Source organism: Streptomyces bacillaris (assembly GCF_003268675.1).
GTDB lineage: Bacteria > Actinomycetota > Actinomycetes > Streptomycetales > Streptomycetaceae > Streptomyces > Streptomyces bacillaris.
This window is the reverse complement of sequence record NZ_CP029378.1, coordinates 3,854,036-3,873,011: the sequence shown is the minus strand read 5'-3', so window position 1 is coordinate 3,873,011 and position 18,976 is coordinate 3,854,036. Positions and strand designations below refer to the sequence as shown.

At 72.3% G+C, this 18,976-nt stretch carries 18 protein-coding genes and 1 tRNA gene; 8 read left to right on the top strand and 11 right to left on the bottom strand.

From position 1 onward, the window contains the following. Positions 1-10: 10 nt before the first annotated feature. From DJ476_RS16740 to DJ476_RS16725, 4 genes are all read right to left on the bottom strand, one after another. Positions 11-460 (bottom strand): copper chaperone PCu(A)C, encoded by a 450-nt coding sequence (locus DJ476_RS16740; protein WP_103418482.1) that lies wholly within the window; start codon positions 458-460, stop codon positions 11-13. Continuing rightward, the gene (locus DJ476_RS16735; protein ID WP_112490935.1) at positions 457-1,116 is read right to left on the bottom strand and encodes an SCO family protein; all 660 of its coding nucleotides are present in this window, start codon (positions 1,114-1,116) and stop codon (positions 457-459) included. Before DJ476_RS16735 ends, DJ476_RS16740 begins: the two co-directional genes overlap by 4 nt. Before the next feature lie 98 nt (positions 1,117-1,214). After that, entirely contained in the window at positions 1,215-1,985 is a 771-nt protein-coding gene (locus tag DJ476_RS16730; protein ID WP_112490934.1) for a YcnI family copper-binding membrane protein, read from the bottom strand. Positions 1,986-2,207: 222 nt separating this feature from the next. Beyond that, a complete protein-coding gene (locus DJ476_RS16725) occupies positions 2,208-3,077 on the bottom strand; it encodes a hypothetical protein (RefSeq protein WP_112490933.1) in 870 nt (289 codons plus the stop codon). 305 nt (positions 3,078-3,382) lie between these two features. Here DJ476_RS16725 and DJ476_RS16720 point away from each other — a divergent pair, with 305 nt between their 5' ends. Then, positions 3,383-3,895, top strand: a complete 513-nt coding sequence (locus DJ476_RS16720; protein ID WP_103418486.1) for an ATP-binding protein — start codon at positions 3,383-3,385, stop codon at positions 3,893-3,895. 53 nt (positions 3,896-3,948) lie between these two features. Here the strand turns inward: DJ476_RS16720 and DJ476_RS16715 are convergent, their stop codons facing one another. Both DJ476_RS16715 and DJ476_RS16710 read right to left on the bottom strand, forming a co-directional pair. Continuing rightward, the gene (locus DJ476_RS16715; RefSeq protein ID WP_112490932.1) at positions 3,949-5,430 is read right to left on the bottom strand and encodes an aminopeptidase P family protein; all 1,482 of its coding nucleotides are present in this window, start codon (positions 5,428-5,430) and stop codon (positions 3,949-3,951) included. A gap of 158 nt (positions 5,431-5,588) precedes the next feature. Beyond that, complete coding sequence (locus DJ476_RS16710; RefSeq protein ID WP_112490931.1) at positions 5,589-6,968, bottom strand: PP2C family protein-serine/threonine phosphatase; 1,380 nt, start codon at positions 6,966-6,968, stop codon at positions 5,589-5,591. 698 nt (positions 6,969-7,666) lie between these two features. Here DJ476_RS16710 and DJ476_RS16705 point away from each other — a divergent pair. Together DJ476_RS16705 and DJ476_RS35155 are read left to right on the top strand one after the other, a co-directional pair. Then, positions 7,667-8,416: a bifunctional DNA primase/polymerase gene (locus tag DJ476_RS16705; protein WP_103418489.1), complete on the top strand. Its 750-nt coding sequence runs from the start codon at positions 7,667-7,669 to the stop codon at positions 8,414-8,416. 582 nt (positions 8,417-8,998) lie between these two features. Next, a complete protein-coding gene (locus DJ476_RS35155) occupies positions 8,999-9,436 on the top strand; it encodes a hypothetical protein (RefSeq protein ID WP_318294719.1) in 438 nt (145 codons plus the stop codon). Between the two features lie 259 nt (positions 9,437-9,695). On the opposite strand, the gene DJ476_RS16695 is transcribed toward DJ476_RS35155, so the two are convergent. The 3 genes from DJ476_RS16695 to DJ476_RS16685 form a co-directional block, all read right to left on the bottom strand. After that, the gene (locus DJ476_RS16695) at positions 9,696-10,661 is read right to left on the bottom strand and encodes a DUF5926 family protein (protein ID WP_112490930.1); all 966 of its coding nucleotides are present in this window, start codon (positions 10,659-10,661) and stop codon (positions 9,696-9,698) included. Positions 10,662-10,866: 205 nt separating this feature from the next. Then, on the bottom strand, positions 10,867-11,475 hold the full coding sequence (locus DJ476_RS16690; protein ID WP_103418492.1) for an ATP-binding protein: 609 nt from the start codon (positions 11,473-11,475) through the stop codon (positions 10,867-10,869). An 83-nt stretch (positions 11,476-11,558) separates the two neighbouring features. Beyond that, complete coding sequence (locus tag DJ476_RS16685; protein ID WP_103418502.1) at positions 11,559-12,395, bottom strand: glycerophosphodiester phosphodiesterase; 837 nt, start codon at positions 12,393-12,395, stop codon at positions 11,559-11,561. Positions 12,396-12,596: 201 nt separating this feature from the next. On the opposite strand from DJ476_RS16685, the gene DJ476_RS16680 reads away from it, so the two are divergent. Both DJ476_RS16680 and DJ476_RS16675 read left to right on the top strand, forming a co-directional pair. Further along, on the top strand, positions 12,597-14,207 hold the full coding sequence (locus DJ476_RS16680) for a S1C family serine protease (RefSeq protein ID WP_112490929.1): 1,611 nt from the start codon (positions 12,597-12,599) through the stop codon (positions 14,205-14,207). A gap of 83 nt (positions 14,208-14,290) precedes the next feature. After that, positions 14,291-14,375, top strand: a tRNA-Ser gene (locus DJ476_RS16675). A 70-nt stretch (positions 14,376-14,445) separates the two neighbouring features. Here the strand turns inward: DJ476_RS16675 and DJ476_RS16670 are convergent. Both DJ476_RS16670 and DJ476_RS16665 read right to left on the bottom strand, forming a co-directional pair. After that, complete coding sequence (locus DJ476_RS16670) at positions 14,446-14,859, bottom strand: Imm10 family immunity protein (protein WP_103420475.1); 414 nt, start codon at positions 14,857-14,859, stop codon at positions 14,446-14,448. A 143-nt stretch (positions 14,860-15,002) separates the two neighbouring features. Further along, the gene (locus DJ476_RS16665; protein WP_112490928.1) at positions 15,003-15,881 is read right to left on the bottom strand and encodes a bifunctional DNA primase/polymerase; all 879 of its coding nucleotides are present in this window, start codon (positions 15,879-15,881) and stop codon (positions 15,003-15,005) included. Between the two features lie 397 nt (positions 15,882-16,278). Here DJ476_RS16665 and DJ476_RS16660 point away from each other — a divergent pair, with 397 nt between their 5' ends. The 3 genes from DJ476_RS16660 to DJ476_RS16650 all read left to right on the top strand — a co-directional run bounded on the left by DJ476_RS16660 (position 16,279) and on the right by DJ476_RS16650 (position 18,975). After that, on the top strand, positions 16,279-16,593 hold the full coding sequence (locus DJ476_RS16660) for a hypothetical protein (RefSeq protein WP_112490927.1): 315 nt from the start codon (positions 16,279-16,281) through the stop codon (positions 16,591-16,593). A gap of 241 nt (positions 16,594-16,834) precedes the next feature. Then, positions 16,835-18,010 carry an acyl-CoA dehydrogenase family protein gene (locus DJ476_RS16655; RefSeq protein WP_112492543.1) on the top strand — a complete coding sequence of 392 codons (1,176 nt, stop codon included), beginning with the start codon at positions 16,835-16,837 and terminating at the stop codon, positions 18,008-18,010. Continuing rightward, positions 18,007-18,975, top strand: a complete 969-nt coding sequence (locus tag DJ476_RS16650) for a bifunctional MaoC family dehydratase N-terminal/OB-fold nucleic acid binding domain-containing protein (RefSeq protein ID WP_112490926.1) — start codon at positions 18,007-18,009, stop codon at positions 18,973-18,975. The genes DJ476_RS16655 and DJ476_RS16650 overlap by 4 nt, the downstream gene beginning before the upstream one ends. The last annotated feature ends 1 nt before the right edge of the window (position 18,976 follow it).

Sequence of the window (18,976 nt, the reverse complement as noted above, 5' to 3'; positions counted from 1 at the left end):
GGTCGGTCCCTCACTGCTTCTTCGGGTTGTGGGTGGTTTCCTTCACCGGCAGGTCGACCGTGATGGGGTCGGCCTTCTCGAAGTGCAGCTCGACGGAGACCTTCTCGCCCTGCTTGGGCTTCTGCTTGAGCTTCATGAACATGATGTGGTTGCCGCCGCGTTCGAGATCGAGCTCGCCGTTGGCCGGCACCTCGAACGACGAGACCTCGCGCATCTGCTGGTTCTTCGTCTCGTGGATCGTGACGTCGTCGGAGAGCGGGCTCGTCACCGAGGTGAGCCGGTCGGCGGTGGACCCGCTGTTCTGGACGACGAGGAAGCCGGCGGCCATGTCGCTGACGGGCTGCGGCATGAACGCGCCGACGACCTTCAGCTGGGGCTCACCGCTGTCCGTGGAGCACCCCGCCAGCGTCAGCCCGGTGGTGAGGGCGAGGACGGCGGCGAGGGTCGTGCGGCGGTTCACGGGTTCTCCCCCTTGACCAGCTTGGGGAGGTCCTTCGCGAAGTCCTCGGCGGTGGTCTCCTCGCCGTAGAGGACGTAACCGCCGTCCGTCTTCGGGGAGAAGGCGACGACCTGCGCCCCGTGCATCGAGACGGGCTTGCCGTCCTTGTCCGTCGTAGCGGGCTCGATGCCGATGCCGATCTGGCGCGCCCCCGCCTGGATGGTGGGGAAGTCGCCGGTGAGGCCGATGAAGGTGGGGTCCTGGGCCTTGAGCCACTTGCCGAGCGAGGCGGGTGTGTCGCGCTCGGGGTCGGTGGTGACGAAGACGACCTGGAGCTTCTCCTGGTCGGCCTTGGGCAGGTCCCGCTTGGCGACGGAGATGTTGCTCATGGTCAGCGGGCAGACGTCGGGGCAGTTGGTGTAGCCGAAGTAGATGAGCGTCGGCTTGCCCTTGGTCGCCTCGCGGAGGTCGTACTTCTTGCCGTCGGTGTCGGTGAGGACCAGGTCCGGCTTGGTGAACTCCTGGTGGAGGACGGTCGCGGCCCCGGTCTTGGGCGAGGCCTCGACATCGGCGATCGACGAGGAGCCCGCCTTGTCACCGTCGCTGCCGCAGGCCGAGAGGGCCAGTGCGGCAGCGGCGGCCAACGCCACGGCTGCCACTGCTGTTCTGTTGCGCATGAAGAGATGTCCTGAACGTGGTGAGGGTGGTGGGACCGGCGGGCCGGGCCGTACGCGTACGCCGCAGTACGGACGCGGTACGGCCCGGCCCGGCCGGATCAGGCCGAACGGCGGCGGCCGGCGAGCACGCCGAACGCGACGCCCGCGATGCCGACGACGATGCCGATGATGCCCAGGGTGCGCGCCGTGGTGTCGCTCGACGAGGAGGACGCGGCGTGCGTCTCCTTCTTGTCGCCCTCGGCCGACGCGGCCTTGTCGGTGGCCTTGTCGTCGGCCGCGTGGTCGTCACCGGCCTCGGTGTCACCGGCCGCGCCACCGCCGTGGTGGTCGTCGGAGGCGGCGGAGAGCGCCAGGACCGGGGCCGGGGAGTCGGGCTCCTCGCCGCCGGCCTTGGGCTCCTCGATCCAGCGGACGACCTCCTTGTTGTCGTACGTCTGGATGGCCTTGAAGATCATCTGGTCGGCGTCCTCGGGCAGCTGCCCCACGGAGACCGGGAACTGCTGGAAGTAGCCGGGCTCGATCTTGGAGCCGTCGGCGGTCCAGGTCACCTTGGTGACGGCCTCGGTGATCTTCCGGCCGTGCACCTCCAGGGGCTTGTCGAGCTTGCCCTTGGTGATCTCGATCTTCCAGCCCGGCACGGCCTCGGGGGTGACGGAGGAGAGCGGGTGCTCGGCCGGGAAGTTCACCTCGAGCTTGACCGTGGAGGCCTGGTCCCGCTCGTTGGGGACCTTGAAGTTGAGGGTGGCGTAACCGCCCTTGGCGGCCTCGCCCTGCGGCTGGACGCTGACGTGCGCGGCGGCGGGACCGGCGAGCAGCAGGACGGTGGACGCGGCGACACCGGTGGCGAGGGCGATACGGGAAAGGTTCATGGCAGGGATCACTCCACAGAGGAAGGGGAATCACGGTGGTCCGGCGCGCGGGTGCGCGACGGCGGCACGACACCTCGTCCGGTCCGGAGGGGTCCCCGGGAGCCCCGGGCGGGGCCTCCAGGAGGGATCCGGCACAGCCCACGGGGAGCCGCCCGGGAACAGGGGCGGGCGGCCCGTCCCGGCGGTGCTGATCCGTTCCGGGCGGTGGACGACGATGTCGCGTCAGGCTGCGAGGGCGTACGGGGCCGGAGGCCCGCGCCTGATCACCAGGTGCTGCAGAGGATCCCCGGCCGTCGGCACCGGGTCGTCGTCGGCCGTACGCAGGGCGCGCGGGCCGCTCGTGAGCTGCTCGCGCGCTCCGGTGCGCAGGGCGCGTACGAGTGCGAGCGCGGCGCGCAGGGAGCGCAGCCGGGCAGCGGCCGCCAGCTCCTGGGCGCCGTACGCCGAGAGCCGGGCCAGCCGGAAGAGGGCGGCCTCACCGCGCCGCAGCAGCCAGCCGGCGGCGAGCGCGGCGAGCAGGTGGGCCAGGAACATCGGCAGGGCCGGCAGCAGGGCGAGAGCCGTCGCGTACGCCGACGCGATGTCCGAGCCGCCGTCGGAGACCGCGCCGGCCGTGGTGGCGGCCGAGGCGAGGTGGCCGTGGCCCTGTGCCGTCGCGGCCGTGACCGTGGCGGGGTCTATGCCCGCCGTGGTGACGATGCGGTGCGCCTCGGTGGCGTCGAGCTGTCCCGGGCCCGCCCCGCACACCAGCCCGGCGGCGAAGCGGATCAGCTGGTTCTCGCCGCTGCCCCTGGGCGCGGCGGCGGCGACGGCCTGGGCGCTGCCGTGGCTGCCGTACGCGAAGAGGACGTGCAGGACGATCTGACCACCCGCCAGCGCACCCGCGATCGACCGCAGGGAGCGTTCCCGTCCGGCGAGCGCCGAGGCCACCGCGAGGACGCTCAGGAACCCGGCGAGCACGGTCCACGCGGGGACCGGCGCACCGGCGGCGAAGGTGTGTCCCGCCGCGGACAGCACGACGCAGACCGCGGTGAACACCGCGGCCCTCATGAGCCGCAGACCGGCTCCGGCGTGTGCGACAGGCGTGGACATGGCCGGAACATCATCGCACTGCGCACCCCCGCGCGGTACGGCAGGTCCGGAAGATCAGCCTCCGTCCCCAAGCGCGCTTGTTGCGGCTGTTGGCGGGGGATGTACGGAGTGCGGACGCCCCGTCTCCGGAACGTGCCCCGGCCCCCGGCCCCGCCCCCGACCGCTCCTTCCGCGCGCGGCCATACACCGGCGCGCGGAATATACGCATCCGCCGAATGAGGGCTCTCACAGCCGATCCGTGCTTACGAAGGGCGAAGCGCGGCAATACGTATCGATACGTCGAGCCGCGGCCGGGAGGCTGGAGCATGAGCATCTGGTGGTCACTCCATTTGCGGCGCGAGGCTGCGAGCGTTCCGCTCGCCCGTCGCTTTCTGCTCGGCACCATGGAGACCGCGGGGGTCGACCCCGACATCTGCTTCGACCTGTCGGTCGCGCTCAGCGAGGCCTGTGCCAACGCCGTCGAGCACGGCGGCGACCGGTCGGGCCTCGTGGAGCACGGAGAGCCGGGCGACCACGGCGAGCGGACGGACTCCCGCTCCGGACAGTCCCCGGCGGACTCCGGGCAGTACCGGGTCACGGCCTATCTGGACGGCGAGATGTGCCGTATCGAGGTGGCCGACTCGGGACCGGGCTTCCCCGCCCGGCGCGAACTCACCCCCGCCGCGCCCGTCCCCTGCGTCGCCGAGAGCGGCCGCGGGCTGGACCTCATCGAGCAGCTCGCGGACCACGTCCAGTTCGGCAACCGGCCGGGCCGCGGCGCGGTGGTCAGCTTCGACAAGGTCCTGAAATGGCGGGAGGGCGCGCTGCTCATGGTGTGAGCGGCACGCCCTCCGAAGCCGTGTGCGCCGGCTGTACGGGCTACGGCGATGGGTCAGCCCTTCAGCCGCGCCATCCAGGCCTCGACCTCGTCGGCCCGGCGGGGCAGCTTGTCGGACAGGTTCCGGTTGCCGTCCTCCGTGACGAGGATGTCGTCCTCGATCCGGACGCCGATGCCCCGGTACTCCTCCGGCACGGTCAGGTCGTCGGCCTGGAAGTACAGCCCGGGTTCCACGGTCAGGCAGACGCCCGGCTCCAGGATGCCGTCGACGTACGCCTCGGTTCGCGCGACGGCGCAGTCGTGGACGTCCATGCCGAGCATGTGGCCGGTGCCGTGCAGGGTCCAGCGGCGCTGGAGGCCCAGCTCCAGGACCTTCTCCACGGTCAGGTCCCCGAGCAGCCCCCACTCGACGAGCTTCTCGGCGAGCACGCGCTGCGAGGCGTCGTGGAAGTCGCGGAAGGCGGCACCGGGCTTCACGGCGGCGATGCCCGCCTCCTGGGCCTCGTACACCGCGTCGTAGATCTTGCGCTGGAGCGGCGAGAACGTGCCGTTGATCGGCAGCGTGCGCGTCACGTCGGCGGTGTAGAGGTCGTTGGTCTCGACGCCGGCGTCCAGGAGCAGCAGCTCGCCGGGGCGGACGGCACCGTCGTTGCGGACCCAGTGCAGGGTGGTCGCGTGCGGACCGGCGGCGCAGATCGAGCCGTAGCCGATGTCGTTGCCCTCGATGCGGGCGCGCAGGAAGAACGTGCCCTCGATGAAGCGCTCGCTGGTCGCCTCGGCCTTGTCCAGGCTCTTGACGACGTCCTCGAAGCCGCGCGCGGTGGCGTCGCAGGCCTTCTCCAGCTCGGAGATCTCGAAGGCGTCCTTCACGAGGCGGGCCTCGGAGAGGTAGACGCGCAGCTCCTCGTCGCGCTCGGCGGTCACCTTGTCGGTGAGGGCGGCCTCGATGGAGGCGTCGTGGCCGCGCACGCTGCGGACCGGGCCGGTGGCCTCGGCCAGCGCGGCGGCCAGCTCGCGGACGTCCTTGGCGGGGATGCCCAGCAGCTGCTCGGCCTCGGTGAGGGAGTGGCGGCGTCCGACCCACAGCTCGCCCTGGCCGTCCAGCCAGAACTCGCCGTTCTCCCGGTTGGAGCGGGGCAGCAGGTAGATCGTGGCCTGGTGGCCCTGCTCGCCGGTGGGCTCCAGGACGAGGACGCCGTCCTGGGTCTGGTCGCCGGTGAGGTACGCGTACTCGGTGGAGGCGCGGAACGCGTACTCGGTGTCGTTGGAGCGGGTCTTCAGGTTGCCCGCGGGGATGACCAGGCGCTCGCCGGGGAAGCGCGCGGAGAGCGCGGCGCGGCGGGCGGCGGTGTGCTCGGCCTGCGGGATCGGGGCGAGGTCGTGCAGTTCGGTGTCGGCCCAGCCCGACTTCATGTTCTCGGCAAGCTCGTCGGAGACGCCCGGGTACAGGCCGTTCTTCCGCTGCTTGATCGGCTCCGCTGCCTCGTTCTCTTCGGTCTCCTGCTCCGGGGTCTCCGGGATGAGCTCCTCAGACACGTGTGACTCTCCTTGATGCGACGCTGGACCACCCCCCATCGTACGGGCGTGCGGAAGGGGGCCCAGGGCCGAAAGACCTGTTACGCAGGAGGTCCCACGCGCCCCTCGGGCCTCGGCCGACGCGCGCGGAGGCCTCAGCCGAAGTGTGCGGGCCGACCTCAGTCGAAGTGCGCGGCGAGGACGACCACGTCCTCGGTTGAGTCGCTCCGGTCGAGGCCGTCGGGCAGCATCGCGCGCAGGACGTGGTCCGTGACGGCGGCGGGGTCGTGCCGGTCCGCCTTCGGCACGGAGGCGGCCGCGGAGTGCAGCCGGGCGAAGGCGCGGTCCATGGCGTCGCCGGTGCGGCGGAGCAGCCCGTCCGTGTAGAGCAGCACCGTTTCTCCCGGTGCGGGGGAGAACTCCACGCTCGGCGCCTCCCAGCAGGCGAGCATCCCCAGCGGGGCGGAGAGCGTGGTCTCGACGTACTCGCAGCGCCGGTCGCCGAGGACCAGCGGCGGGGTGTGCCCGGCCCCGGCGAGCACGACCTTGCGGGCGGCGGGCTCGCAGTAGGCGAAGAGGGCGGTGGCGGTCCGCGCGGGCTCGGTGAGCCGCAGCAGCAGTTCCAGATCGGAGAGTACGGCGACGGGGTCCTCGCCCTCCATCACGGCGTACGCCCGCAGGCTGGCGCGGAGCCGGCCCATGGCGGCCATGGCGCTCGGCCCGGAACCGCCGACGGAGCCGACCGCGAGACCGAGCGCGTGGTCGGGCAGCGGCAGCGCGTCGTACCAGTCGCCGCCGCCCTGGGGCCCGGTCCGGTGCCGGGCGGCCAGCCGGACGCCGGGGATGCGGGGCAGCCGGCTGGGCAGCAGCTCCTCGGCGACGGTCGCGATGTCGGCGCGGGCCCGCTCCAGCTCGGTCAGGCGGGCCAGGTGCTCGGTGGCGTACCGCGCGTAGAGGCCCACCAGGTGGCGCTGCTTCTCCGAGGGCTCGCCCGGTTCGTCGTAGAACCAGACGGCACCGCCGAGCCGGCCCGCCGCTTCGGAGGCGAGGGGCAGGGCGTAACTGGCGGCGTACCCGAGACGGGTGGCGACCTCGCGGTGACGGGGGTCGAGGTCCTGGTCACCGAGCAGGTCGGGGGTGGCGATCCCGTCCCTCGCGTCCGCGGCTTCCGGGGGGCCGTCGAGGACCCGGCCCAGGGCGGTGGCCGAGCGCTCCACGGTCTCCAGGTGCCCGAGGTCGGCGGGGCCGAGCCCGAGACCGAGGGTGGTGGAAGGGGTCGTGGTGCCCGCCCGTTCCAGTACGAGGAGTCCGCGGCGGGCGCCGACGAGGGCGGCTCCGGCGTGCAGCAGCTCGTTGAGGGCGGCGTCGAGGGTGGCGGTGGAGGCCAGCCGCTCGGTGAGTTCGTGCAGGGTCGTGAGGTCCGAGACCCAGCCCGCGAGGCGGTCCTGGATGAAGGCTCCGGGCGCTGCCGGGATCTCCCTCAGAGGAGCGGCAGTCTGCGTTGAAACCGGAACTTCTGGATCGATTCCAGCCACTTTCGGCAGGTGAGGGGCGCTCATGACAGCCAGCTCTCATGCTGGTGCGATTCGTCGAATAGCATCGCAAACCCCCATGTGATTCTGCGCCACTATCAATGCATCCACATGTACACGCACAAGTAACCCGATGTCCAGCATTGTCCCCTGGAGGCTCGCCGGATCAGCACCTCTTCCGGGCCTGTCCGGTGTTCTTCCAGCGCTCTTCCAGTGTTGGGCAAGTTGGCCGAAAAATGTACCCTCCGGCGCCGATTTGCGGTCGACTGGGGCAGCTCAACAAGGGGTTCCGCCGGGGTGAAATGCCCGGGGCGGCGTCATTCCGGGCAGGCTGGGTACGTAATCGACGATGCTCGGGGCAGACGCTCACGGGCGGATGCGACCGCTCAGGAACCTGACAGCGGGTCCGGAACGTCCTTACCCGTGACGGTCGCGATCAAGCGACGGTCACGCCTCCGCCCGACGCGGCGGGGACCGGGCCCGGCCGGTAGGCACGAGGCGCCCGTGGCGGGCGCCCCCGGCTCCACACAGCTCGGCACCACCCCAGATCGGTTCCACTCGGATCGGTTCCACTCGGCTCGGCTCGGCTCACGCTCGGTACCGAAGGCACGCCCGTACCGCAGAACCTCTTGAGCACGTACGCACAGCGAAGAGACGTGCACGCGATGTCCCACACGCGTCTACGTCATGTGGACTCGGCGTTCAACGGAAAGGAACGAGCGCTCATGCGCGAGATCCTCGGAAGGCGACGCAGGCTCCGGCTCCGGCGCAAGGAGGGTGCCGCCCGGCTGGAAGCGGCCCTGACCTTCGCCACCGCATGGCAGTGGCCCGTGCTCCCCGGAGCCGGGACCGCGCCGGCCGCCCTGCGCGACGGGCGCGGCCTCGGCTGCGCCTGTCGTGACCCCGACTGCGCCGTTCCCGGCGCGCACCCCTTCGACCCCGTACTGCTGGCGGCCACCACGGACGAGCGCATGGTGCGCTGGTGGTGGACCAACCGCCCCACCGCCCCGGTGATCCTGGCGACCGGCGGCCGTGCGCCGTGCGCCGTGAGCCTGCCCGCGCTGGCCGGTGCGCGGGCGCTGGTCGCGCTGGACCGGATGGGCATGCGGCTGGGCCCCGTCGTCGCGACGCCCACCCGGTGGTCGCTGCTGGTGGCCCCGTACACGCTGGAGCGGCTCGGTGAGCTGCTGTACAGCAAGGACTGGGTGCCCAGCTCGCTCCGGTTCCACGGGGAGGGCGGCTATCTCGTCCTGCCCCCCTCCGAGATCGGCACGGGCCAGGTCCGCTGGGAGCGGCCCCCCGCGCCCCTGGCGGCCCCGGCCCCCTCGACCCCGGTCCTCCGCCGGATCACGAAGGGCGGCGGCGGACGGGCGGGGGCGGCGGCCCCCTGGCTCCCGGATGTCGAGGCCGTCCTGGACGCCCTGGTCGAGGCGAGCACCAGCGCCCCGGACGGCGGCAGCCGACTCGCGTACTGACGGCGTGTGCTGGTGGCGCGCGTGCCGATGGCGGGCGTGCCGACGGCGTGTGCTGTCGGCTTGCGTACTGACGGCGCGCGGGCCCGGTTGTGTACCGACGGCGTACGCGGGCCGGCTTGTGTACCGCTGGCGCGCGGCCGGCTTGCGCGCTGTCGGTCCGCGGCGGCAGGCGTACGGCAGCCGGCTTGCGCGGCGGCAGGTGTACGACGGCGTACGGCCCGGCTCACTCGTACGGGTGTGAGCCGGGCCGTATCGGTGGTGAACGGGCGCAGGTCGGCCCGGCCGCGCGCCCCGCGTGGATATCGTCGGCCTCGAATACGCGCGTAGGCGCGTGCGCGTGTCAGCCGAGTCACCCGCGTTGCTCGGATACCGGCGTTGCCCGGTCACTCGCGCGCAGTCGGCAAGGGGGCCACCATGAATCTCCGCATGATCGGTCTCACGGCTGCCGTGGCGTTCGCGTGCCTGATTCCGATCGTTGCTTCCGCAGATCCCGGAGGCGCCCCGGATGCCGTATCGGCGGACGGTGAACCTCCGGACAGTTCGTCAGGAATCCGTGCGGAAAAGCTTTCTGATGATGTGTATATGAATTCCGGTGCGACGGCGGAACCCTCTTCTTCCGCATCGCCATCGACATCACCTGTCGGCGACGCGGCCCGGTGCGGGCCCGAGCTGGTCGCGCCGGAGGGTGTCGAGGCGCAGACCTGTGTCATGACCGGTGGCGGCGAGACCTGGGCGCGCGCCTACTACCGCAACACCTCCGGAGCCGAACTCCGTTCCGTACTCACGCTGATGGGGCCGGGCGGCCGGACCGTGGAACTGCACTGCGCCCTCCCGGCCCACGACGAGCCGGGCAGCTGCGAGACCCCGAGGAGCCCCTCGGCGGGCGGGCCGGACGCCTATGCGGCGGTGGCGGAGTACGCGGGCGCGGGTCCGGTGGAGGAGGCGCCGCTGCTGCTGCGCGCCGGATCCGACCGGGCGCCGGTGCCGGAAGCATCGGACCGGCCGGGTGCGTCGGGCTGAGCGAGCGCGTCGGGCGACCGAGAACATCGGGCGGGCGAGCGAGTCGGCCCGGGGCGCGGGCGGCCGAGGACGTGTGACGCCCGGAGACGAAGACGCCCGGTCGCTGGCGACGGGGGATGCACCAGCGACCGGGCTTCTAGAACGGTAACAAGAGATCTGCCGTTCGCAAATTCGATCTCGCCTATAGGGACGGCGATTTACTTGTGAGTACGGTGAGTTGTGACGCGAGTCACCGTACGCGGCAGGGGTCCCGGCAGGGTCAGCTGAGGGTCACCTGGCGGTTGGTGAGGCCGCCGCGGGCGCGCCGCTCCTCGGCGGTGAGCGGGGCGTCGGAGGCGAGGGCCGTCGCCAGCCGCTCGGCGAACGCGACGGCCGGCTTCTCGCACGCCTCGGCGCCCATCGAGGTCGGCAGGTCCCAGACGGGGACGACCACCCCGTGCGCCCGGAACGAGCCGACGAGCCGGGTGTTCTCGCCGAGCGAGGAGGTGCCGGCGGCGTGCAGCCGGGCGAGTGCGTCGAGGAGCTGCTCCTCGGGGTGCGGCATGACCCAGCGCAGGTGGTTCTTCTCCGGGGTCTCGCACCAGTAGGCGGCGTCGACGCCGGAGAGGAGCACCGTCGGGATCGCGGCGGCGTTCGCGCGCTCCAGGGAGGCGGACACCTCCGGGGTGGCGTTCTCCGCGTCGGGGACCCAGAACTCGAACCCGGTGTGGACGACCGGCTCGAACGCGGCCTCCGGGTCGAGCAGATCCTGCAGGCGCGGCCCGTCGGCCGGTACGCGGCGGGCGGTGACCGGGGTGCCCGGCTCGACCTCCAGCGCGCGCTGGAGGGTGTCCGCGAGGTCGCGGCTCAGGTCGCCGGAGGAGGTGTCGTTCTGGAGGGCCAGGAGGACGGAGCCGTCGTCGCGGCGCAGGGCGGGCCACGCCATCGGCAGCACGGTCGCCAGGGTCACCGACGGAACGCCCTCGGGCAGCCCGCCCTTCAGCGTCAGCTCGACGGTGGCGGCGGGCACCAGCTCGCGCAGGGCGACCCAGTCGCACTCGCCCGCCAGTCCCTCGAACGGGCGGTGGACCAGCTCGGTCACGGCCTGGGCGGCGGCGCGTCCGTGACACGCCTTGTAGCGACGGCCCGAACCGCACGGGCAGGGCTCACGGGCCCCGACGACCGGGATCTCACCGTCCTTGAGCTGCTGCTTCCCGGCCTTGGTCTGAGGGCGCTTCTTGGCCATGGTGGGCGTTCTCCCGATTGCGACAGTGCGGTCTCGGCGCGAGCCTAGCCGCCCGCGACCCGGTCGCCGTACACGCGCCCGCGAGACCGTCGCCGTAGATACGCCCGTGACACCGTCGCCGTAGATACGCCCGTGACACCGTCGCCGTAGATACGCCTGTGACACCGTCGTCGTACCGGCGCCTGCGACTCCGCGGTCGGGGCGGTCAGCTCGCGTCGTCGAGGACGTCGGAGAAGTCGAGCCCTTCGAACCCGGTGAGTCCGCCGACCGCGCCGATCTCGGGCGGCTTCGGGGAGGGGACGTGGGCCCAGACCGTGACCTCGCCCGACGAGTCGTCCCGTACGCCCCACTCCTGGGCCAGGGCGCTGATGATGTTGAGCCCGCGCCCGCCGCGTGCCGTCACCGAGGGGGTGGAGGGAACCGGGCGGGTGGGCCCGCCGCCGTCCGTGACCTCCACGGTGAGACCGCCGCCCGTGTCCACGTGCCACGCGGCCCGGATGTCGCCGTCACCGACATCCGCGTGCCGTCCCAGTGGCCTGCCGTGGCGACAGGCGTTGCTGAGCAGTTCGGAAAGGATGAGCACGGCGTCGTCCACGACCGCGTCCGACACCCCGTTGCCGCGCAACTGCTCACGCATCCGGTGTCGTGCCTGCCCCACGCCCGCAGGGCCATGGGGAACGGCCATGCTCGACGACGCAGGCACCTCTTGTGCCACCACCAACGCCACCCCCGAGACCTCCTTTGCCCCACGCCACGGGTTGGATGCCCCACTGAGCTGCACCGGAAACCGGCCAGGGGGCTGTCGGTGACGCACTCGTCACGAAGAAGTGCTCGACGAGTGCGCCGGTGTACTCCCCGCCGGGGTGGTACGGGGGTGCTTTGCGTGCCTGTTGTGTGCTAAATGCGGCCCAGTTGAGACAGAACCTGCTTGGGGCGGTTGGTGATGATCGCCTCGACGCCGAGTTCGGCGCACAGCTCCACGTCGGCCGGTTCGTTCACGGTCCACACGTGGACCCGGTGGCCCGCCCGGTGGAGCCGTTCGATGTATCCGGGGTGGCTGCGCACGATCCGCATGCCGGGTCCGGCGATCCGCGATCCGGCGGGCAGCCGGCCGTCGCGCAGCCGGGGCGAGACGAACTGCATCAGGTAGACCGTGGGCAGCGCGGGCGCGGCGGCCTGGACGCGGTGCAGGGAGCGGCCGGAGAAGCTCATGATGCGGATGGGGGAGGGCTCGTCGGCCGGCGGCTCGGCCAGGCCGAAGCGGTTCAGCAACTGCAGGAGCCGCTCCTCGACCTGTCCGGCCCAGCGGGTGGGGTGCTTCGTCTCGATGGCCAGCTGGAGCGGCCGCCCGGTGGCCCGTACGTCGGTGAACAGCTCCAGGAGCCGTTCCAGGGTGAGCACGGAGGTCAGCTCGCCCGGCGCCGGATCCCAGTCGGGCGACTCCTCGCGGTCCTTCCAGGAGCCGAAGTCGAGGGCGGCGAGGTCGGCCAGCTCCAGGGCGGAGACGGCGCCGCGCCCGTTGGACGTGCGGTTCACCCGGCGGTCGTGCACGCAGACGAGGTGGCCGTCGGCGGTCAGCCGGACGTCGCACTCCAGGGCGTCGGCCCCGTCCTCGATCGCCTTGCGGTAGGCGGCCAGGGTGTGTTCGGGGGCGTCGTCGGAGGCCCCGCGGTGGGCGACGACCTGGATCGCGGTGTGGGTGCTGCGCTGCCGTGCTTGGGTCACGCGCGCCATGGTGTCACCGCCACGGGGGTGGGTGAGCACATGTAACCCTGGAGGTCCGTTTTGTCTGATGTAAAGATTGGTGTGCGGATGCACAGGTCCTGCTTACAGTGGCCAGACGCGCCGTGGGAAAAGCTGACCGCAGACACCTGCACAGCGGATTTCTTGCCGAATGCCGACTGGATGCCGAGTGGAACCGAGGAGTAGAGAGCTGTGAGCACAGAGAACGAGGGCACCGAGGGCAACGCGGTACCGGCCGTGCCGTCCGTTCCGCCCGCACCTCCCGTGCCCGCCACCACTCCCGACCCGGCGGCGGAGAACGTACGGGACGAGCCCAAGGACACGACGGCCGCGGAGGCGACACCCCCCGCCGCCCCGCCCGTCACCCCGACGCACGCGGACGCGCCGCGCCACACCCCCACGGCCCAGGGCACGCCCCAGGACCACGCGGCGACGGCTCACACACCCCAGCCCCCCATGCCCCCGCACCCCCACCAGCCCCCGCACTCCCCGTACGGGGCGGCGCCCGAGCCCCCCGCGGGCGCCGCCTCCTGGCCCCCGCCCCCGCCCGCGGTCCCGTCGTACGCGGGCGGCGGCGCGGCCCACACGCCCGGCGGCGGCGTCGGCAACGGAAGCGGCGGCGGCCCGGTCTGGGGCGCCCCGTCCCCGCAGCCCGGCCACACCCCCTCCCCGGGCACCGGGAGGCGGGGCGCGGGCGGACTGGTCGCGGCGGTCGCGGTGGCGGCCCTGGTCGCCGGCGGCATCGGCGGCGCGCTTGGCTTCTGGGCCGCCGACCGCAACGACAACGGCTCGTCCGGCAGTTCGACCACCGTCTCGGCGTCGGACTCCCCGAGGGACCTCAAGCGCCCGGCGGGCACCGTGGCCGGGGTCGCGGCGAAGGCGCTCCCCAGCGTGGTCACGATCGACGCGCAGGGCGGCGACGGCGAGGGCGGCACGGGCACCGGTTTCGTGTACGACAAGGAGGGCCACATCCTCACGAACAACCACGTGGTGGCCTCCGCCGCGGAGTCCGGCGAGCTGTCGGCCACGTTCTCCGACGGCAAGAAGTACGCGGCCGAGGTCGTCGGCCGGGCCCAGGGCTACGACGTGGCCGTACTGAAGCTCAAGAACCCCCCGGCGGGCCTGACCCCGCTCCCCCTCGGCAACTCGGAGAGCGTGGCGGTCGGCGACTCGACGATCGCGATCGGCGCGCCCTTCGGCCTCTCCAACACGGTCACCACGGGCATCATCAGCGCGAAGAACCGCCCGGTCGCCTCCGGGGACGGCTCCAGCAACAAGAACTCGTACATGAGCGCCCTGCAGACGGACGCCTCGATCAACCCGGGCAACTCCGGCGGCCCGCTGCTCGACGCCACGGGCGCGGTCATCGGCATCAACTCCGCGATCCAGTCGACGGGCGGCGGCCTCGGCCAGTCCCAGGCCGGCTCGATCGGCCTCGGCTTCGCGATCCCGATCAACCAGGCGAAGAACGTCGCCGAGCAGCTGATCAAGACGGGCAAGCCGGTCTACCCGGTGATCGGCGCCACCGTCTCCATGGAGGAGAAGACCGGCGGCGCCGCCATCTCCCCCGAGGGCGCGGCCGGCACTCCCTCCGTCACCCCGAACGGCCCCGCGGCCGAGGCGGGCCTCAAGCCGGGCGACGTGATCACCAAGTTCAACGACACCGTGATCGACAGCGGCCCCACCCTCATCGGCGAGATCTGGACCCGCAAGCCCGGCGAGAAGGTGACCTTGACGTACGAGCGCGACGGCAAGACCTCCACTGCCGAAGTCACCCTGGGCCAGCGCGAGGGCGACAGCTGACCGGCTAGGCTGTCCTACGCGTCGACCGCCCCCACGACGCCTGACGGCCCATCGGCCGCCACGCCCCGGGGCGACGGACGCGGGGTGGGTTGCCCGAGCGGCCTAAGGGAACGGTCTTGAAAACCGTCGTGGCGCGAGTCACCGTGGGTTCAAATCCCACACCCACCGCAGCTGGAGCAGTACGAACGGCCCCCGACCGGAATCCACGGTTCGGGGGCCGTTCGCGTGCCCGGGAGGCCTACAGGTTCTTCACCACCGGGCGGGCGTCCGGTCGGCCGTACGCGAGGATCCCGGCGAGGACCGTGCGCATGCGGGCGACGTCGGCCGGCGGGGCGGCGAGCGTTATCTCGAGCAGGGGGTCGGAGAGCCCCAGGGCGGTGAGGGACGAGGGGTCCAGGGTGACGCGGAGGATGTCCCCGTCCAGCTCCGCCCGGCGTACGCACCCGTAGGCGGTGTTCTGGTCGGGGGTGACCAGGCAGTGGGTGTCGAAGCCGAGAGCGATCTCCTGGTCGTCGGGTTCGGCGAAGTCGCACATGAACATCAGGGAGAAGGCTCCCTCGTCGTCCGACTCGGCCAGCCCGGCCAGTACGCAGTCGTCCTGTTCCGGATCGTCGAGTCCGCACACCGTGCGCGCGGTGAATCTGTGGGCCATGGGTGGGTTCTATCAAGGGGGCGGGGCCGGGGCGGGCGGCCGAGGCCCTGGCGGGGCCGCACACCGTCGCTGCCCCGCCCTGCCGCTGCCTCGCCCCGTCACCGACGCACCCCACCGATGCACCCCGCCGCTGCCCGCCCCCGCTACTTCCGTCCCCGGGTCAGCCGTTCCGCCGAGGCGATCGCCGCGCGGGCCTCCTGTTCGGTGAGGCCCGTGCGGATGGCGGCGGCGGCGAGGGCGTCGGCCAGGGCGTCGCCCAAGCCGTGTTCGTAGGCCCGGCAGGCGGCCCAGAACAGGCGGGTGTTGCGCTGCCCCTCGTGGGCCGCCAGGACGAAGTGGATCAGGCCCTCACCCCGGCGGCCCGGGGGCGTTTCGCTGGTGAGTGTGCCCGGGGCGCGTCTCGGTGGGGTGAGGAGGCGGAGCAGGGCGCGGGGGCAGGGGGCCGGGGTGAGGCGGGCGGTGCCGGGGGCCAGGCGGTAGCGGCCGTGGGTGGTGACCGAGCCGGGGCCGACCAGGTAGCCGCCGCTGCCGCGGACGTCGATGCCGGGGGCGAGGCGGCCGGCCGAGTTCGGGACCGGGGTGTCGGCGGGGCCGGTGAGCCAGAGGTGGCGGCCGCCGCTCGGGGTGAGCACCGTGACCGTCGGCGGGATGGTGAACAGGTGCTGGAGCGCCAGTTGCTGGAGGGCGCCCACCGAGTCGTTGCCGTACGCCGTGTCGATGTCCAGGTCGATGCCGATGAGCCGGTGCGGGGCGCGGCCGCAGGCGATGCCGTAGCCGGTGGCCCGGGGCGCGGCGGCGAAGAGGGCCCGGACGGCGGCGGGGTCCGTGGTGGCGTCGTGCACCCCGTGGCCGGGCAGCCCGCACTCGCCCCGGCAGTGGACCGGCGGCTGCTCGCCGTGGTGGGGGGAGCGCAGCGCGGGGAGCTTGGTGGCGGACAGGGGGAAGACGGGGAGCCCGCGCCCGGCGGCGGCGAGGGCGTGGGCGAGGGCCAGGGTGGCGGTCTGCCGGTCGATGGTGGCCATGGGTCTAGTTTCGTACATACGTTCGAGATAGGGAAGTGGGGGTGGCCGGGAGGCCGGGTGAGGGGGTGTGGTGGGGAACCTTTCTGCCCTTGCGGGGCGCGGCCGGAGTGGGGGCGTCGCAGGGGCGGGGGTTTCTCTGTTCCGCGGGAGGTTTACCGCCTCTTCCTCATACGTGCGGGGGAATCAGGTGGTCCGCCATGGTTCGCCGGGGATGCGCTGGGCAACTCTGGTCTCGCGACGTCGTGACCAGCACCGGGGCGGTCGGCCAACTGCCCGGGAAACAGCCGCATATGGCGTGCTTCAAGCACGTGAAGTGCATCAAGTGCCCGAAGCGCATCAGTTGCCCGAAGCGCACGCACCCTATGAAGCCGGGCTTCCGGTTCCTGGAGGAACTCACATGGCAAGCATCCGTACCGCTCGTGTCCTCGCCGCAGTCGCCGCCCTGCCCCTGACCGTCGCCCTCTGCGGCGGTGTGGCCCTCGCGGACAACGGCTCCTTCGCGAACGACGGATCGAACGCGGCCGTGGCGACCGCCGGCGGCAGCGGCGTCGGCGGTGCCAACACCGGCAACTCGTCGACCACCCAGCAGCAGGCCGTCGGGCCCGGCGCCTCGAACCAGAACACCTCGGCCCAGGTGAGCGGCTCGGCCTTCACCGCCATCGACCAGTCGGACCACAGTGTCGCCGTGAACTTCACCCCCTTCTTCTGGTGATCGTTCTCCGGTGACGGCCCGGTGACGGCCCAGTGACTCCGAGGGTGGCTCCTCCTCGGTGATCGGGTGTCCGGGACCTTCCGGGGGGTGGGGCCCGGTCGCCTCAACGGCAGCCCGTACGAGGGCACTTCGGTGCCCCGTACGGGCTGTCGCCGTTGCTCCCGGCCTTGACGGCCGACCTGGATCTGACGGATAGTCAGAAATCGTTCGGTCGTCGTGATCCTTGTCCTGGGAGGCCTCCGTGCACCTCGCCCCGACGGAGCGCCAGCAGCGACTGCGTACCGAACTGCGCGCCTACTTCGCCTCCGTACTCCCTGCGGCGGAAGGTTGGCGAGACGACCCGGGCGAACAGCGGCGGCTGCTCCGGCGGATCGGGGCCGACGGCATGCTCGGCCTCGGCTGGCCCGTCGCGTACGGCGGTCAAGGGCGCGGCCCCGACGAGCAGTTCGTCTTCTTCGACGAGGCGTACCGGGCCGGCGCCCCCGTCTCCATGGTCACCCTCAACACCGTCGGCCCGACCCTGATGAAGTACGGCACCGAGGAGCAGAAGGCGTACTTCCTGCCCCGCATTCTCAGCGGCGACCTCGTCTTCGCCATCGGCTACAGCGAACCCGAAGCCGGTACGGACCTGGCGGCCCTGCGCACCCGTGCCGTGCGGGACGGCGACGACTGGGTGGTCCACGGCCAGAAGGTCTTCACCAGCAACGCCCAGCAGGCCGACTGGATCTGGCTCGCCTGCCGTACGGACCCCGACGCCCCCAAGCACCGCGGCATCTCGATCATCCTCGTGCCGACCGACGACCCCGGGTTCTCCTGGACGCCCATCGAGACCGTGGGCGGGCTGACCACGACCGCCACGTACTACGACGGCGTACGCGTTCCCGTCTCGCAGCTGGTCGGCGTCGAGAACCAGGGGTGGGGGCTCATCACCGACCAGCTCAACCACGAACGCGTCGCCCTCGCCGCCATCGGCATGCAGGCCGAGGACTTCTACGAGGAGGCCCTCGCCCACGCCCGTACCCCCGACCCCGCCACCGGGCGCCGCCGGATCGACGAGCCGTGGGTGCGCGCCCGGCTCGCGGAGGCGTACGCCCGGCTCGCGGCGACCCGGCTCCTGAACTGGCGGCTCGTCGGGGCGGTGGGAGCCGGTGCACTGGCCCCCGGCGAGGCGAGCGGCGTGAAGTTCGCGGGGACCGAGAGCGCCGTGGAGGTCTACCGGATGTGCCAGGAGGTGGTGGGGGATGCCGGGCTTCTGCGGGGAGGGTCGGTCGGCTGCTTCGGAGCGGGCGGCGTGCGCGGAGAGCTGGAGCGGATGAACCGGGCCGCGCAGATCAACACCTTCGGCGGCGGCGTCAGCGAAGTACAGCGCGAGATCGTCGCCACCATGCGGCTCGGGATGACCCGGGGCAAACGGTGAACCCGGGCGCCCAGGACGTGCGGGCCGATGCCCCGGATCCCCTGTACGAGCAGCTCGCCGCCTACGCCGGCCGTCCCGCCGCCACCGCCGCCTCCGGCAAGGACCCCGTCAACCTGCCCATGATCCGGCACTGGTGCGAGGCGATGGGCGACACCTCGCCCGCCTACCGGGGCCCCGGCGCCGTCGCCCCGCCCACCATGCTCCAGGCCTGGACGATGCGCGGCCTCGCCCCGGACCCGGAGTCCGACGACAGGACGGGCCGCTCACCCGCGTACGACGGACTCCTCCGCCTCCTCGACGGCGCCGGGTACACCTCCGTCGTCGCCACCGACTGCGAGCAGGAGTATCTGCGGCTGCTCCGCCCCGGCGACCTGATCACCTACGACTCCGTGATCGAGTCCGTCTCCCCGCGCAAGACCACCAAGCTCGGCACCGGGTACTTCGTCACCACCCGCATGGACGTCCGCGCCAACGGCGAACCCGCCGGGACGCACCGCTTCCGCATCCTCAAGTACCGGTCCGCCGAACGCCCCACCCAGCGGAAGGCACCCCTCCGCCCCCGCCCCGTCATCAACCGCGACAACGCCGGATTCTGGGCCGGGGTCGCCGAACACCGCCTCCTCATCCAGCGCTGCACGCGGTGCGCCACCCTCCGCTTCCCCTGGCTCCCCGGCTGCAACGCCTGCGCCGGCCAGGAGTGGGACACGGTCGAGGCGAGCGGTGAGGGCACGGTCTTCAGCCATGTCGTGATGCACCACCCGTCCTTCCCCGCCTTCGACCCGTCGGGCGAGGGCGGCCCGTACGCCGTCGCGCTGGTCGAACTCGTCGAGGGCGTACGGATCGTCGGGAACGTGGTGGGTGTGCCGTACGACAAGGTCCGCGTCGGCCTGCCCGTACGGCTGGAGTTCCAACGCATGGACCCCGATCTGGAACTCCCGGTCTTCCGGGCGAGCGAGGGCGGTTGAG

Excerpts from the sequence above, each read along its gene's own strand:
- DJ476_RS16735 (WP_112490935.1), bottom strand. The coding sequence starts at position 1,116 with ATGCGCAACAGAACAGCAGTGGCAGCCGTGGCGTTGGCCGCCGCTGCC.
- DJ476_RS16730 (WP_112490934.1), bottom strand. The coding sequence starts at position 1,985 with ATGAACCTTTCCCGTATCGCCCTCGCCACCGGTGTCGCCGCGTCCACC.
- DJ476_RS16725 (WP_112490933.1), bottom strand. The coding sequence starts at position 3,077 with ATGTCCACGCCTGTCGCACACGCCGGAGCCGGTCTGCGGCTCATGAGG.
- DJ476_RS16720 (WP_103418486.1), top strand. The coding sequence starts at position 3,383 with ATGAGCATCTGGTGGTCACTCCATTTGCGGCGCGAGGCTGCGAGCGTT.
- DJ476_RS16710 (WP_112490931.1), bottom strand. The coding sequence starts at position 6,968 with ATGAGCGCCCCTCACCTGCCGAAAGTGGCTGGAATCGATCCAGAAGTT.
- DJ476_RS16705 (WP_103418489.1), top strand. The coding sequence starts at position 7,667 with ATGCGCGAGATCCTCGGAAGGCGACGCAGGCTCCGGCTCCGGCGCAAG.
- DJ476_RS35155 (WP_318294719.1), top strand. The coding sequence starts at position 8,999 with ATGAATTCCGGTGCGACGGCGGAACCCTCTTCTTCCGCATCGCCATCG.
- DJ476_RS16695 (WP_112490930.1), bottom strand. The coding sequence starts at position 10,661 with ATGGCCAAGAAGCGCCCTCAGACCAAGGCCGGGAAGCAGCAGCTCAAG.
- DJ476_RS16685 (WP_103418502.1), bottom strand. The coding sequence starts at position 12,395 with ATGGCGCGCGTGACCCAAGCACGGCAGCGCAGCACCCACACCGCGATC.
- DJ476_RS16670 (WP_103420475.1), bottom strand. The coding sequence starts at position 14,859 with ATGGCCCACAGATTCACCGCGCGCACGGTGTGCGGACTCGACGATCCG.
- DJ476_RS16665 (WP_112490928.1), bottom strand. The coding sequence starts at position 15,881 with ATGGCCACCATCGACCGGCAGACCGCCACCCTGGCCCTCGCCCACGCC.
- DJ476_RS16660 (WP_112490927.1), top strand. The coding sequence starts at position 16,279 with ATGGCAAGCATCCGTACCGCTCGTGTCCTCGCCGCAGTCGCCGCCCTG.